This window comes from Streptomyces sp. NPDC001709 (assembly GCF_053596375.1).
In genome coordinates, this window is sequence record NZ_JBSFGB010000036.1 from 74,202 (window position 1) to 89,062 (window position 14,861).

12 protein-coding genes and 1 pseudogene are annotated in these 14,861 nt (G+C 74.5%); 4 read left to right on the forward strand and 9 right to left on the reverse strand.

Annotated elements, in window-relative coordinates:
- Positions 1 to 145: 145 nt before the first annotated feature.
- Positions 146 to 1,174 (forward strand): lactonase family protein, encoded by a 1,029-nt coding sequence (locus ACWC0C_RS37450; RefSeq protein WP_450868806.1) that lies wholly within the window; start codon positions 146 to 148, stop codon positions 1,172 to 1,174.
- Positions 1,175 to 1,280: 106 nt separating this feature from the next.
- On the opposite strand, the gene ACWC0C_RS37455 is transcribed toward ACWC0C_RS37450, so the two are convergent.
- The 4 genes from ACWC0C_RS37455 to ACWC0C_RS37470 form a co-directional block, all read right to left on the reverse strand.
- Complete coding sequence (locus ACWC0C_RS37455) at positions 1,281 to 2,207, reverse strand: sirohydrochlorin chelatase (protein WP_449199630.1); 927 nt, start codon at positions 2,205 to 2,207, stop codon at positions 1,281 to 1,283.
- A 176-nt stretch (positions 2,208 to 2,383) separates the two neighbouring features.
- Positions 2,384 to 3,358: an N-acetylglucosamine kinase gene (locus ACWC0C_RS37460; protein ID WP_450868791.1), complete on the reverse strand. Its 975-nt coding sequence runs from the start codon at positions 3,356 to 3,358 to the stop codon at positions 2,384 to 2,386.
- Positions 3,355 to 4,032, reverse strand: coding sequence for a uracil-DNA glycosylase (locus ACWC0C_RS37465; RefSeq protein ID WP_449199632.1), 678 nt, complete (start codon positions 4,030 to 4,032; stop codon positions 3,355 to 3,357). Before ACWC0C_RS37465 ends, ACWC0C_RS37460 begins: the two co-directional genes overlap by 4 nt.
- A gap of 87 nt (positions 4,033 to 4,119) precedes the next feature.
- Positions 4,120 to 5,208, reverse strand: coding sequence for a WD40/YVTN/BNR-like repeat-containing protein (locus tag ACWC0C_RS37470; RefSeq protein WP_450868808.1), 1,089 nt, complete (start codon positions 5,206 to 5,208; stop codon positions 4,120 to 4,122).
- 306 nt (positions 5,209 to 5,514) lie between these two features.
- Here ACWC0C_RS37470 and ACWC0C_RS37475 point away from each other — a divergent pair, with 306 nt between their 5' ends.
- Complete coding sequence (locus ACWC0C_RS37475; RefSeq protein ID WP_450868793.1) at positions 5,515 to 6,105, forward strand: Rv1733c family protein; 591 nt, start codon at positions 5,515 to 5,517, stop codon at positions 6,103 to 6,105.
- Between the two features lie 252 nt (positions 6,106 to 6,357).
- Here the strand turns inward: ACWC0C_RS37475 and ACWC0C_RS37480 are convergent, their stop codons facing one another.
- A complete protein-coding gene (locus tag ACWC0C_RS37480; protein WP_450868794.1) occupies positions 6,358 to 8,343 on the reverse strand; it encodes a HEAT repeat domain-containing protein in 1,986 nt (661 codons plus the stop codon).
- A gap of 178 nt (positions 8,344 to 8,521) precedes the next feature.
- Positions 8,522 to 10,222, reverse strand: coding sequence for a DNA alkylation response protein (locus ACWC0C_RS37485; RefSeq protein ID WP_450868796.1), 1,701 nt, complete (start codon positions 10,220 to 10,222; stop codon positions 8,522 to 8,524).
- 63 nt (positions 10,223 to 10,285) lie between these two features.
- Here ACWC0C_RS37485 and ACWC0C_RS37490 point away from each other — a divergent pair, with 63 nt between their 5' ends.
- Positions 10,286 to 11,044 carry a PaaX family transcriptional regulator C-terminal domain-containing protein gene (locus ACWC0C_RS37490; RefSeq protein ID WP_450868797.1) on the forward strand — a complete coding sequence of 253 codons (759 nt, stop codon included), beginning with the start codon at positions 10,286 to 10,288 and terminating at the stop codon, positions 11,042 to 11,044.
- Positions 11,041 to 11,451, forward strand: a complete 411-nt coding sequence (locus ACWC0C_RS37495; protein ID WP_450868798.1) for a DUF6221 family protein — start codon at positions 11,041 to 11,043, stop codon at positions 11,449 to 11,451. Before ACWC0C_RS37490 ends, ACWC0C_RS37495 begins: the two co-directional genes overlap by 4 nt.
- Positions 11,452 to 11,521: 70 nt before the next feature.
- On the opposite strand, the gene ACWC0C_RS37500 is transcribed toward ACWC0C_RS37495, so the two are convergent.
- From ACWC0C_RS37500 to ACWC0C_RS37510, 3 genes and pseudogenes are all read right to left on the reverse strand, one after another.
- Positions 11,522 to 13,774 (reverse strand): DEAD/DEAH box helicase, encoded by a 2,253-nt coding sequence (locus tag ACWC0C_RS37500; protein ID WP_450868800.1) that lies wholly within the window; start codon positions 13,772 to 13,774, stop codon positions 11,522 to 11,524.
- Between the two features lie 213 nt (positions 13,775 to 13,987).
- The gene (locus ACWC0C_RS37505) at positions 13,988 to 14,686 is read right to left on the reverse strand and encodes a hypothetical protein (protein WP_450868811.1); all 699 of its coding nucleotides are present in this window, start codon (positions 14,684 to 14,686) and stop codon (positions 13,988 to 13,990) included.
- Between the two features lie 58 nt (positions 14,687 to 14,744).
- Positions 14,745 to 14,861, reverse strand: a pseudogene (locus ACWC0C_RS37510) (dihydrolipoamide succinyltransferase); the annotation flags it as partial.

Below are 14,861 nucleotides of genomic sequence, written 5' to 3' on the forward strand. Positions count from 1 at the left end.
GGCGGTGCCGGGGCCGCGGTGCCGGGGCGGGAGGGTGTGTGGGAAAGAACCGCCCCTCCACACCCCCCTCTTGGTCTAGACCGCTGTTGATCGGCTGCTACCGTCGGGCCCGGACGGCCTCGACCGAGAGGGGACAGCGGTGGCACTGGACGACGCGCCGGGCAGGCGCCGGGCCTTCATCGGCTCGTTCACGGCGGCGGGCGGACCCGGTCTGGTGTCCGCGGAGGTCGCGCCGGACGGCGCCCTCACCCTGCGCGCCGCCGCGGACGACGTCCCCGACCCCTCGTATCTCGCCCTGGCCCCGGACGGCGGCATGCTCTACGCCGTCAGCGAGACGGCCGCGGGCGCCGTCGCCGCCTACCGCGTCGCCGGTGACCACCCCGAGCTCGCCGGTCCGCCCGTGCCCGTGGACGGCAGCGGCCCGACCCACCTCGGCCTGTACGCCGGGCATGTGCTGACCGCCAACTACGGCTGCGGCAGCGTCACCGCCGTACCCCTGCGCCCGGACGGCACGCTCGCCGCCAAGCCCTCCGGACGGCTCCAGCACACCGGCTCCGGCCCGCACGACCGGCGCCAGCGCGGCCCGCACGCCCACCAGGTGCAGCCCGACCCGAGCGGCCGGTGGGCCGTCAGTGTCGATCTCGGCACCGACTCGGTACGGGTGTGCTCCCTCGCGGACGGTGTCCCCGTCCTGCACCGCGAGATCGCCCTGCGTCCCGGCTCCGGCCCCCGCCACCTGGCCTTCCACCCCGACGGCGAGCACGCCTACGTCGTCAACGAACTCACCCCGACGGTGACCGTCTGCCGCTGGGACGCCGCCGGCGCCTTCCTGAAGCCGCTGACGGAGGTCCCTGTGCTGCCGGGCGCGCCGGCCGGCGACGCCTATCCGTCCGGGATCGTGGTCTCGCCCGACGGCCGCTTCGTGTGGACCGCCACCCGCGGCGAGGACATCCTGTCGGTCCTCGCCGTCGTCGGCGACGGACTCCGGCTCATCGGCGCGGTGACCTGCGGGGGAAACTGGCCGCGCGCGCTCGCCGAGCACGACGGCTACCTGTACGTGGCCAACGAGCGCTCCGGCGACGTGACCTGGTTCACCGTGGACGAGGCGACAGGACTGCCCCGCTACGACGGCTCCGTGCCGGTCCCTGCGGCCTCGTGTGTCGTCTTCGGCTGAGTGCTCCGCACGAAGGGCGCACAAAGGGCGTACGAAGGGCGAAGGGCCCGCTCCGGGGTGTGGAGCGGGCCCTGTGTCGTACGGGTGCCTGGGGTGCCGGCGTGGGTCAGCGGACGGGCATGCCCTGCGGCTGCTGCGGGGCGATGCCCAGTGCCGTCGTGTACTTGGCGAGGGCGAGCTTGCCGATCGCCGGGTAGGCGCCGAGCGCCTCGGCCGTGGCGCAGCCCGCCTCCTGGGCGGCCGCCGCCAGCAGCGCCGGGTCGATCTCCGGGCCGATCAGATACGGCGCCAGGGCCAGCTGCTGCGAGCCCGAGGCACGCAGCTGCTCGGCGACGGAGGCGATCGAGCCCTCCTGGTCCAGCGCCGCCGCCATCACCGGTACCGCCAGGCGCGCGGCGAGCAGCATGCCGGTGATCCCGGCCGCCTGTACGGCCTCCTCGCCGCCCACGGAGGCCAGGATGATGCCGTCGGCGGCGGTGGCCACCGTGAACAGGCGCGCACGGTCGGCACGGGCCAGGCTCGCCTCGGACAGCCGCACGTGCAGCGCCTCGGCGAGCAGCGGGTGGGGGCCGAGGGCATCGGTCAGATCGGCGGCGACCCGGCTGTCCATCACGGACTGGCGGATCTGGCGCAGCAGGGCGCTGTCCGGACCGGCCAGCAGCGGGACGACGACGGCGACCGGGCCGTCGGGCTCCTTGACCCCTTCGACCCCGGCGGCGACGGCCTGCTCGTAGCGGGCCGTGCGCTCCTCGGCCGCGCGCACCAGCACGGACCGGAGCGAGGGGAACTCGGCGTCGTCCCCGTCCAGGTACCCGATCCGGACGTCCAGGCCGGGCAGCTCGGAGCGGGCGATGCTCACGACCTCCTCGGCGAGGCCGCGCGCGGCGGCGCTGGGCGCACCGGGCACCGCGAGGGCGAGCGCGGGCGCGCCCTCGGGAGCCACCAGCGGTTCCGGTCGGCGGTGCCGTCCGGGCTGGCGGGGTCGCGGCATTCGTACTGGCAGGCCGGACTCGGGTCCAGTGGGGGAGCTCATGGCGCCGCATGTTACTGGCTTTGCGGGTTACTCCGTTCGGGGAGGGTGCAGGTGAGCGGTATCCGTCCGGATTTGTCTGATGAGTTACGCGACCGCGACACGTGTTGTGGTCATGTGCCGGGAACATGGGCTGACAAAGGGGCCACAAGGGGGAACTATCCGCTTTTGCGGGTGTCTCATTCGCTCGCCGCGGGGACCACGTGAAGCATGGTCGGTTCACCCGGCAGGGTGAACGAGCCGGCCGCCAGGTCGCTCGCGATCCGTACCGAGCCGTGCAGGGGATCGCCCTCGGCCGGCACCTGCACCGCGTGCGGCAGCCGAGCCGCCAGCTCCTCGCCCAGCGGCACGAGGAGGGGGTCGCCCAGGCGGAACAGGCCGCCGGTGAGCGCCACTCGGGGCGCCCCGTCGGCCGGGCAGACGGCCGCGGCGGACTCGGCCATGTGCCGGGCCGCGGTGTGCAGGATGCCCTCGGCGACCTGGTCGTGCGCGGCGCACGCGGCCACCCGGGGCGCGAAGGAGGCCAGTACGGCGGGCCGGTCGGAGCGGGGGTAGAGCTGCCCCGGCAGACCACCCACGGGGCCGAACTGCTCTTCCGCCGAGGCCAGCAGCGCTGCCGAGCCGCCGTCCCGGCCGTCGTGGGCGCGTAGCGCCGCCTCCAGACCGGCCCGTCCGATCCAGGCGCCGCTGCCGCAGTCACCGAGCAGATGACCCCAGCCGTCGGCCCGCCGCCACGCCTTCAGATCGGTGCCGACCGCGATCAGGCCGGTGCCCGCGGCGAGCACCGCGCCCGGACACGGCCCCAGGGCGCCGACGTACGCGGTGACGGCGTCGGCGGCGAGCGCCACGCGCCGTACGCCCAGTTCGCGGGCGAGTGCGCCCGGCAGTTCGGCACGCAGGGCGTCGCCCAGGGAGGCGAATCCGGCGGCGCCGACGACCGCGGTGCCCAGCTCCGCCACACCGGCCTCGGCGGCGGACGCACGGGCCAGCGGGACGAGTTGGGCCATCAGATGGGCGGGATCGATGCCCCGCGCACCCGTGCGGACCGGTTCCCGTGACTCCCGCCGTGCGGTGGGCGCCCGGCCCGGCACACCGACGGCGACCCGCAGACCCGAGCCTCCCGAGTCCACCGCCAGATAACCGGGGATGGTCACGGCAGACGCCAGTCCACGGGCTGGCCGCCCTGCTGGATCAGCAGGTCGTTGGCTCGGCTGAACGGACGCGAGCCGAAGAAACCGCGGTCGGCCGACATCGGCGAGGGGTGCGCGGACTCCACCGCCGGCAGGCTGCCCAGCAGCGGACGCAGATTGCGGGCGTCCCGGCCCCACAGGATGGACACCAGCGGCTTGCCGCGCGCCGCCAGGGCCCGGATCGCCTGCTCGGTGACCTCCTCCCAGCCCTTGCCGCGGTGGGCGCCCGGGCTGCGCGGAGCCGTGGTCAGCGCCCTGTTGAGCAGCAGGACGCCCTGCTGGGTCCACGGCGTGAGGTCGCCGTTGGCCGGCTGGGGCAGTCCCAGGTCGCTGTTCAGCTCGCGGAAGATGTTGATCAGGCTGGGCGGCAGCGGGCGTACCTCGGGCGCGACCGAGAACGACAGGCCCACCGCGTGTCCCGGGGTCGGATACGGGTCCTGACCGACGATCAGGACCCGTACGTCGTCGAAGGATTGCTGGAAGGCCCGCAGGACGTTGGGTCCGGCCGGGAGGTAGGTGCGTCCCGCGGCGATCTCCGTGCGCAGGAAGTCGCCCATCCCGGCGATCCGTCCGGCGACGGGTTCCAGGGCCTTCGCCCAGCCTGCTTCGACGATTTCATGCAAGGGTCGTGGTGCCACGGGCGAAACCCTACTGCCGTACACAGGCGGGTGATCAACCCATGGCCGAAGCCCGACCCGGACGACCCTGCGGCCCGGCCATGCGGCTCAGCCGATCACCGCCGCCCGTACGCACAGCACGTCCGGCAGATGCGCCGCCAGCTCCTGCCAGCTGTCGCCGTCGTCGGCCGAGGCGAACACCTCGCCGTTGCGGTTGCCGAAGTACACACCCGCCGGGTCGGCGTCGTCCGTGCACAGGGCGTCCCGCAGGACCGTGCCGTAGTGGTCCTCCTCCGGCAGCCCGGCGGACAGCGGCTCCCAGGTCCGGCCGGCGTCCGTGGTGCGGAAGACCCGGCAGCGGTGCTCGGCGGGCACCCGGTCCGCGTCGGCGTTGATCGGGAAGACGTACGCCGTGTCCGCCCGGTGCGGATGGGCGGCCACCGCGAAGCCGAACGTGGACGGCAGGTCCGCGCCGATGTCGGTCCAGTGCGCGCCCGCGTCGTCGCTTCTGTACACCCCCCAGTGGTTCTGCAGGTACAGCCGGTCCGGGTCGCCCGCGTCCTTGGCGATCTTGTGCACGCACTGGCCGAACTCCGGGTTCGGATCCGGCAGGAACACCGCGGACACACCGGAGTTGGACGGCACCCAGCTCGCGCCGCCGTCGGTGGAGCGGAACACCCCGGCCGTCGAGACGGCGACGGTCACCGTCTTGGGGTCGCGGGCGTCGGTGAGCACCGTGTGCAGGCCCTCACCACCGCCGCCCGGCACCCACTTCGAGCGCGTCGGATGCTCCCACAGCGGCCGGACCAGCTCGAAGCTCTCGCCGCGGTCCTCCGAGCGGTACAGCGCCGCCGGTTCCGTGCCCGCGTAGACCACGCCGGGCTCGGCGGCGGCCGGGTGCAGCTGCCAGACGCGCTCCAGGGAAGCGCCGGTGTCCTTGGGGAACTTGACGGCCGGCTGCGGCGGTTCGGTCCAGGTGCGGCCGAGGTCGTCGGAGTGGAAGACCGACGGTCCCCAGTGCGCGCTGTCGCCGCCCGCGAGCAGCCGTGGCCGGTTCTCGCGGGTGTCGATCGCGACCGAGTAGACCGCCTGTGCGTTGAAATACGGGCTGTCGTCGAACTCCCAGGAGCCGTGGCCCCTCCGCCGCCCGATGAACAGGCCTTTGCGGGTGCCCACCGCCAGCAGTACCTCGGTCATGCCGATCACCTCCGGGACGCCTTCGTCCAGGTAGTCGTGTTCGTCCAGGTAGTCGTGAGACAGGTAGTCGTCAGTTATCGGCCAGTCTGCACCCCACCACTGACACTCTCCCCTGGAGTGCACGTTCTCGCAGGTCACGGCGGTGTCGTCGGCAGGTGACGAAGATCGGCCGGGGCCCGTTGGGGCATGCGCCTGCGCGAGAGGGGTGTCTCGTGCGACCGTCGGTCAGACGGCTCGTCGTGAGCAGCGGAGCGATCTCCCGCGTATGGGAGGGCGGTCCGGCCGGTCGGTGCGCTCGTGAGGAGGATGCCTTTGAAGGCGTTCCGTGGTCCGAAGGTGTGGCTGTGGCGCTGGCGGCGCAACCCGCTCAAACGCCGGGCCGATGTGGTGGAGGCCTGGGTGGTGCTCGGCGCCTGGCTGCTGACCGTCCTGGCGGGGGTCACGGCCGGCCTGTTGGCGGCCCGGTCGGTGGAGCACGGACTCGCGCGGGAGCGGGCGGACTGGCGCCCCGTCGTGGCCCGCGTCGTCGGACGGGCCCCGGGAACCACCCCCCTGCACCACCACGCCTCCGCCGGTGAACGGGTCTGGGCCAAGGTGCGCTGGACCGTGGCCGACGGCTCGACCCACACCGGTCAGGTCCGGGTGGAGCCCGGCAGCAAGGCCGGCACGCCGGTCACCGTCTGGACCGACCCCCAGGGCCACCTCGCCAACCGACCCGCCTCCGCCTCCCAGGCCGCCTTGCGCGGCAGCCTGATCGGCTGCCTGGTGGGCGTGACCGCGGCAGCCGTTCCCTTCGTCAGCGGCCTCGCCCTGCGCGGCCGCCTGGAACGCCGCCGCATGGACGCCTGGGACACGGAATGGGCACGGCTCGGACCACAGTGGGGACGCATGGTCTGACCACGGCCGGCGGCCCGGCGCCCGTCCGGCCCAGGGAGCGGGCCGCTGTCGTACGGCGACGCGCCCCTCCGGCACGCCGGCCCCGCCGGCCCGGGCTTCGACCCCGTCCAGGAGGTCGCCCGTGTTCGGGCCTTGGACGCCGCCGGCCAGGCCCTCGTCGGCGGTATCCAGCGGGCCGACTCCCAGGACCAGGTCTCAGGACCGTCTCGCCCCCGAACTCACCGGCTCCGGCAAGTGCCCGCCGTGACGCCCCTACAGCACCGCCAGCACCTCCCGGCACGCTCTCAGCAGCTCTTCGTCCTCCGGTACGGCGCGGCGGCCGCCGAATCCGCTCGCGTGGGGCAGATGGCGGCGCGGCGCGGCCAGTTCCGCCGCCACCAGGGGCCGTAACGGCGCGGCCGCCGGGCCCATCGTGGTGAGGCAGTGGGCGATCGGGCGGCGGGTGTGCGGGTCCTGGGCCCAGGCCGTCCGGAACACGGGCAGGACCGGATCCGGATCCGCGTCGATGCGCCACAGCGCGCACGCGGCCGACACCCGCCCCTGCGCCGGCCACGAGCAGGCCATCCGGCGCAGGGCGGGCAGCGCGGCGCGTGCGGCCGGACCCAGTCTGCCGAGCTGCCCGGCGGCCAGGCACCGGCTCGCCGGATCACCCTGGGTCAACTCCTGCAGCAGCACGGGCAGTACGGCGGAGGCGTCCTCCCGTGCCGACCACAGCGCGCCGGCCGCGGCGGCGGCGTGCCGGGTGTGCAGGAGCGTGCGCAGGACGGGTGCCGCATGAGCAGCGGCGCCCAGGGCCTCCAGCGTCCCGACGACCTGGGCCACGATCGCGTCGCGCGCCCCCAGTCCGCCGGGAGCGCCCGACAGCAGCCGCAGCACCTCGGGCACCGCCTCCTCGTCCCCCACGGCGCCGACCGCGGCCAGCAGCGGGGCGGCGAGCCGGGCGGCTGAGGGGGAGTCGAGCGGGATCCGGCCGAGCCGGTGCCGTATCGCGGGCGCGAGCGGGGCCGCGGCGGCGCCCAGGTGGGCCAGTTCGAACCCCAGGTCCGCCGGCGTGGCCGGACCGGCCAGCAGCTGGGCCAGGGGCGGGACCGTGCGCGGATCGCCGCTCCTGGCCAGCGCCTTGAGCGGACCGCCCAGCGTGGGGGAGCCGCGCTCGAGGCGGTGCGTCCACAGGTCGGGCCGGGCCCACACCAGTGCGTACAGGTCGTCCGCGGCGGGCGCGGCCAGCGTGAACAGCTCGGACAGGACGGTGACAGCCGCGTCCCGCAACCGGTCCTGCTCGGCGTCCAGTTGGGCACCGAGCAGCCCGACGGTCGCGCTGTGGTCTCCGCGCCAGCCGCGCAGCAACGCCGCCGCCAGCCACACGGCGTTGCACCGGTCCACCGGGTCCGGGCTGGTCAACTGCCCGCCGAGGAGCGCGCTCCGGTCGTCCACGCGGTCGCCCAGCGCGCTGTGCAGGGTGCCCAGCAGACGGGAGCCCTCCTCATCCGACGGGCGCAGCCGCCGTAGCCGCCCGACGAGGGTGTCGGCGGCGCAGGGCTCGCGCACCCGGGTGCGCTGCGCGGAGCGCTCCCGCAGCAGCCGGACCGCCGTCGGCACCAGGTCGGCGGGCAGCCGGGCGGGTGCGACGAGGGCGAGCTGGCCGAGCGCGGCGAGCCGCAGCTCCGGGGCGTACGGCGGCAAGCTCTGCTCGGTCAGGAGCTCCACCGCGGCGGCGGCGTGCGCGGGATACCGGCGGACGAACAGACCGAGCGCCTCCGTGAGGGCGCGCAGGACACGGTCGTCCCGCTCGGCCCGCAGCCGCTGCCGCAACACGTCCAGGACCCGCTCGGGCCCGGCCAGGAAGTGCACCAGGGCCCCGGCGCCCGCCCGGCGCACCGCCGGGTCCGGGTCCCCGGCGAGCCGGACGAAGACCTCGGCGCCCGCGCACACCGCCTCCCGCGCCCGCCGGTCCCCGTGCGCGCTCTCCGCGCCTATGCCGACCAGCAGTTCCACGATGCCGCCACGGTCCGGCAGTTCCTCGCAGGCCACGAGCGAGAGCAGGAACGGGACGCAGGCCAGCGTCGAGTCGTACACATTCCCCTGGTGGTGCAGTGCGCCGTACATCCCGTCGAGCGCGGTCGCCCGCTCGACGGTGTCCGCGGAGGCTAGCGCCCGTAACCATCCGGGCACGTCCTCCGCGCTGCCGTACGCGTGCCGCAGCGAGGCCCAGTCGACCTCGTCGATCCCCGTGAACACGTTGTCCTCCCCAGACGAGTGCCACCTGATCGCGAGTGTGCACCACGGCACTGACAACGGTACGGAACCACGCGCTGACTGTGTGCGATCCGTCGGCTCTCACCGGCCAGGGTGCGAGCGGCCCGCGCACGCCCGGCCGGAGCGGCGCGCGTGGACCGTACCCGCCCGGCGGGAGGGGTCAGTTCAGGCCGGGCAGGGCCCGCTCCAGGATGACGTCGAGGCCGGTCCCGGCGGGCAGCGTGCCGAACGCGTGCCCCCAGTCGCCGCCCAGCCGGCTCGCGCAGAAGGCGTCCGCGACCGGGTGCGGGGCGTGCCGGACCAGCAGGGAGGCCTGCAGGGCGAGCGCCATCCGCTCGACCAGCCTGCGGGCGCCTACCTGGTCCGTTTCGGCCAACTGGTCCTTCAGCCCGGCGACGGCCGCGTCCAGGCGGGCGTCCGCCCCGCGCGCGAGGGCGAGTTCGGTGAACAGGGCCTCGGCGGTGTCCGGTTCGCGGCCCAGGGCGCGCAGCACGTCGAGGGCGTTGACGTTGCCCGAGCCCTCCCAGATCGACAGCAGCGGAGCTTCCCGGTAGTGCCGGGGCATGCCGGAGTCCTCGACATAGCCGTTGCCGCCCAGGCACTCCAGGGCCTCGGCGGTGAACGCGGGGCCCCGCTTGGTGACCCAGTACTTGCCGACGGCGGTGGCGATCCGCCGGAAGGCCCGCTCCCCGGCGTCCCCGCGCACCGCCCGGTCGGCCGCGCCGGCCAGCCGCAGCGTGAGCGTCGTCGCCGCCTCCGACTCCAGCGCGAGGTCGGCCAGGACGTTGCGCATCAGCGGCTGGTCGAGGAGCCGGGCGCCGAACGCGCTGCGGTGCCGGGCGTGGTGGCCCGCCTCGACCAGGGTCTTGCGCATCAGGGTCGCCGTGGACATCACACAGTCGAGACGGGTGCAGTTGACCATCTCGATGATGGTCTTCACGCCGCGCCCCTCCGGCCCCACCAGCCAGGCCACGGTCCGCTCGAACTCCGGCTCGGAGGACGCGTTGGAGCGGTTGCCCAGCTTGTCCTTCAGCCGCTGGATGCGGAAGGTGTTGCGGCTGCCGTCCGGCAGCACGCGCGGCACCAGGAAGCAGGAGAGCCCGGCCGGGGCCTGCGCGAGCACCAGGAAGACGTCGCACATCGGCGCCGAGGTGAACCACTTGTGCCCGCGCAGCGTGTACACCCCGGCCTCCCCGGTGGGCGTGGCCACGGTGGTGTTCGTCCGGACGTCCGAGCCGCCCTGCTTCTCGGTCATGCCCATGCCCGCGAGCAGTCCCGGCTTCCCGGTGGGCACGCGCAGTTCAGGGTCGTACTCCCGGCTGGTGAGCAGTGGTTCGTAGACCTTGGCCAGATCCGGCTGTGCCCGCAGCGCGGGTACGGCGGCGTACGTCATCGAGGTCGGGCAGCCGTGCCCCGCCTCCGTGTGCCCCCACACCAGTCCGCCCGCGGTACGGGCCACATGGGCGCCAAGACGGTCGTCCGCCCAGGGCGCGCCGGCCAGGCCCTCGCCGACCGCCGTGCGCATCAGGTGGTGCCAGCTGGGGTGGAAGTCCACCTCGTCGACGCGGTTGCCGTAGCGGTCGTGGGTGCGCAGGACCGGCTCGTACCGGTTGGCCAGCTCACCCCATTCCTGCGCCTCCGCGCTGCCGGCGCGCACCCCCAGGCGCCGGATGCCGTCCTCGGCCCACTCGGCGCCCTCCCGGCGCAGCCCCTCCAGCAGCGCCGGGTCGTCGGAGGCGTCGTACGGAGCCAGGGGCGGGGGCTGGTTGGTGACGTCGTGGGTGGCGTACGGCGGCTGCGGCAGCGGCTGCGATGGCGACGGTGATGGTGACTGCGCGGAAATCGAGACCATAGGAAGCATGTTGCACTCTCGCTGCGGTCGTAGCAAGAATGCAACAAGGAGGTGCACGTACAGTACGTGCCCATGCGCATGAACGTCTTGCCCGAACCGGAGGAGGCGGGTCTGCGGCCGCTGTCCGCGCGGTCGGTCGTGCTCAGCCTGCTCCTCGGCGCGCACCCGGCAGAACTCCCGGTGAAGGACCTGGTCCGGCTGGTGGAGCCGTTCGGCGTCGGCGGCTCCACGCTGCGGGCCGCGCTGAGCCGGATGGTGACCGCGGGGGACCTGCGCCGCACCGACGGCGTCTACCGGCTCAGCGACCGGCTGCTGGCCCGCCAGCGGCGCCAGGACGAGGCGCTGCGGCCCGGCACGCGCGCGTGGGACGGCGACTGGGAGATGGTGGTGGTCACGGCGACCGGCCGCGGCCCGGCCGAACGCGCCGACCTGCGCGCCCGGTTGACCACCCTGCGCCTGGCCGAACTCCGCGAGGGCGTGTGGCTGCGCCCGGCCAACCTGGACCGCGCCCTGCCCGGCGCGCTGGCCCCCGTCGCCCGGACGTACACGGCGCGACCCGATGAGCCCGCGCCCGATCTCGCGGCCCGGCTCTGGCAACTGGACACCTGGGCGGCCACCGCGCGGACGCTGCTCGCTCACACGGCCGCTGCCCGCAGCCCCGCGGAACGCCTCACCGCCTACGCCGCGGCCGTACGCCACCTGCTGACCGACCCCGTCCTGCCACCCGGACTCCTCCCCGCCGACTGGCCGGGGGAGGCCCTGCGCACGGACTACGCCGGATACCAGCGGGAGTTGGCCGCGTCGGTGGGGCGAAGGGAGCGCGCCGCATGACGGCGACGGCCCTCGAACGGTTCCTGCGCGACCGGTTCCAGGAGGAGGAGCGGGTGGCTCGGGACGCGATCACCGGTGCGCCCGGCGCGGCCTGGGGCGTCATGGCGGACGAGATCGAGCAGGTGCTCACCTCCTGGGACGGCCGGGTCACGCACACGCCGATGGTGCAGTTCGGCGCCGACGACCCCGTGCGGCTGCTCACCCATGTGGCCCGGCACGATCCGGCCCGGGTGCTGCGCGAACTCGAGGCGAAACGGGCGCTGTTGGAGGAGCACCGGATGCAGGACGACGGCCGGTGCCGCACCTGCCGCGAGGAAGCGAGCCCCCGTTCGCCCTGCATCACGCTGCGCCTGCTCGCCCTGCCTTTCGCCGCCGATCCCGGATACGACGACTCCTGGCGCCCCTAGGCCCTGTCGTCGACCGGTGGTCCCCGCAGGGGGCCGAGGCGGTCTCCGAGGGCGAGGCGGTCTGCGAGGGCTACGGCGGGGAAGAGCCGCTGTCGGCGACTTCGCCGGTTTCGGCAGCGGGGAGGTCGTCCGGGGGCGGCTCGGCGGACTCGTCACCGAGGTCTCCGGTCGCGAAGCCCAGGCGTGCCTGTTCCTCCGCGACGATCCGGCGCGCCATCTCCGTGTCCGACACGTCGACGGCGTCCGGGGTCGCCTCGGCCGTCTCGCTGCGGCGGGCATAGGCGTCGAACAGGCGGGCCTTCCGCTTCAGCATCTCCACCATCTGCTCGTCCACGCCGCCCGGAGCCAGGAGACGGTGCACCCGGACCGGCCGTACCTGGCCCATGCGGTGGGCCCGCGCCACCGCCTGCTGTTCGATGGTCGGCTTGATCTGGGGCTCGCAGATGATCACGACGGAGGCGGCCTGGAGGTTGAGTCCGACGCCCCCCGCCTGGATCTGCGCCAGCAGCACCGCCGGACCGGACACGGCGGTGAACTCGTCGACGAGCAGCTGACGCCGCTCGGGCGGCACGCTCCCGGTGAGCGGGCCGACAACAGGGCCGCCGGCCCGTTCACCGGCGTCGAGCGCGTTCCCCACCACGCCCAGGACGTCACGGAAGTTGGAGAAGACCACCACCTTCAGCCCGTTCTCCCCCGCCTCCTGCACGATCTCGCGGAGCCGGACGAGCTTGGCGGACTTCTCGGGGCGGGCGTACGCGGCCCTGCGCATCGCCATGAAGTTGCCGGAGTGCACCGCCTCCCGGTACGCCTCCTCGTCCGAGGCGCTCGGCTCCTCCCACTCGTCCGTCTGCTGCAGGGCGGGCAGTTCGGCGAGCACATCCTCCTGGTTCCGGCGCAGGTAGACGGGCGCGACCGCCTTCCGGAAGGCCACCGAGCCGGGCACTCCGGCATGGTCGCCGATGCGGTCCGCCACCGCCTGGTCGAGCATCCGGACCAGATTGCGGAACTCGGCGACCCGGTTCTCCATCGGCGTGCCCGTCATGAAGAGGACCCGTGCGCAGTGCCCGGCCCACTGGGTGACGGCCTGGGAACGCAGGGTCTTGGGGTTCTTCACGGCGTGCGCCTCGTCGACCACCAGCATGCCGATCTCCCCTCCGCCCGGGAGCGGGAACCCGCGCAGGGTGTCGAAGGTCGTCACGGCGACGCCGCCCCGCCCCTTCCAGTAGGCGAACGCGTCGTGCCGGTCCGGTCCGTGCAGCGGAGTGACGTGGAGCGAGGTGCGGGCCTCGATCTCCCGCGTCCAGTTGACCAGGACGCTCGCCGGGCAGACGACCATGAAGTGGCTCTGCCCCTCGGCGACCAGATGCGTCAGCGCGGCCATGGCCTGGACGGTCTTGCCGAGCCCCATCTCGTCGCCGAGGATCACCCGGCGCTGCGCCAGGGCGAAGCGGGCGCCGAACGCCTGATAGCCGCGCAGCGACACCCGCAGCCGGGAGTCGTCGAGCTGCTGGCCCCGCACCCGCTCGGCGATGCCGTCGGGCAGGAACCCCTCGGCGGCGGCCGTGTCCGGGGCGCGCCCGGAGATCTCGGTGAGCAGGCCGTAGTACTCGGCGGAGCGCAGCTCGAAGTCCACCCAGGCGGCGAGGTCCGTCGACGTCCTGCGCAGCAGGTCCACCGACGCCTGCGCGAGAGCCTCGGGGGTGCCGGCCTGCGCCGCCTCCGCAAGCAGCGTCCGCAGCTCCTCGACCGCCTCCAGCGCGCGGGCCTTCCTGTCCCGCCCGGCCACCAGCATGCTCAGGCGCCCGGCGGCGGGCCGGGCGTCGGCCAGCAGCGGTCCGAGCCGGTTCGTCAGCGCGGCGGCCGCGTCGACGGCGCGCCGCGCCTGCGGCCCCGCCTCCACGAGCACCTGCAGGGCCATGACGAGCGCGCTCGTCCGCGGCTCCGGCCGGTCGACGTCGATGTGTACGGCGACGTTGTCGTGCACGGCGTCGGACAGCTGTCGTGCGGCCGCGACGATCTGGTCCGCGGTCCGCCGGCCCACCCCGGGGATCTGCCGCAACCGGTACGGACCGGCGTCGAGTACCTGCCGGACCGTGTGCAGTCCGCTCTTGTCGACACCGCCCAGCCGCAGCCGTCCGCCCGTGGCGTCCTGCAGCCGGGTCACGGGGATGGCGTCGAGGGCCTGCTCCACCGCCGCGTCCTGGATCGGCTGCAGCGCCGCCCGTACCGCCTCGACGGCCTTGCCGTGGTCCTCGGCCAGCGACCGTGCTGCCTCGTACAGCCGGGCCGCCTGCGCGACCGCCTCCCGCTCCCTGCGCCCCATCCGCCCCTCCCTAGCGCCACATCCTCCCATCGCCGGGCCGGACTCCCGCCCGTCGTGCGGCGCCCCCGCACGAGGCGACGGGGTCCTCGCGCGGGGCAGAGGGGACTACCCGGAAAGCCGGGGACCAAGCAGGGGACCAAGCCGGGGACTAATGGGACAAACGGGGGATGACCTGCGCGATGGCGGGCACTCGGTGAGGCACGTTGAGGGATCTCATCCGAGGAGAGTCATGGCTGAGCAGAAGTCGTCGGCCCTCACGGCGCCCCTGCGCGGGGCGGCTTCGGCGCTGCGCAGGGTGCCCGGCGCCGGGACGGTGACCAGGGCCGCGGAGGAAACACTGGACAAGGTCGGCGTGGTCTCGCCCCGCGGACGGCGCATCGCGGTGTACGCCGGGGCCGGAATGCTCGGTGCCGCCGGCGTGGTGGAGTGGCCCGTCGCCCTCACCGGCGCGGCCGTGGCCTGGCTCACCCAGCCCCGGCCCCCGCATCCGGCCGACAGCGGGAAGGCTGGTTCCGAACCCGCCCATGCCCCGTCCGGCAGCAAGGCATCCGGACGCGCGCGGACATCCGGCAGCAGCAGGACATCCGCAAGCGCCGAGACGTCCGGCGGAAGCAAGGCGTCCGGCGGCAGCGGGACCTCCCGCAGCACCGGGACGGCCAGAAGCACCCGGAAGACCAGCAGCGGCACGTCCCCCGCGAGCAGCCGGTCATCCAGCGGCAGCACCTCATCCGGCAGCACGAGGACGACGAGGGGCACCCGGAAGTCCAGCAGCGGCACGTCCCCCGCGAGCAGCCGGTCATCCGGTAGCACCAGGTCATCCGGTACCGCCCGGACCACGCGCGGCACCAAAGCCTCGGCGGGCAGGGCGCACACCGGTCCGCTGGGGCCCACCGCGCGACCCGCCCGGACCACGCTCTGAGGAGGGCCGTGGTGGTCGGACTGCTGACGGCGCCCGTGGCGGCCGTGCGGTCGGTGGCCGCCGCTCCGCGGCTGCCGCCGCCTTCACGAAGAACGGCATCGGGGAGAGCTTGACGCCCTCGCGCGCGGCGAAGGAGTCCTTGGCCTGGGCGCGCAGCCGCATCAGGCG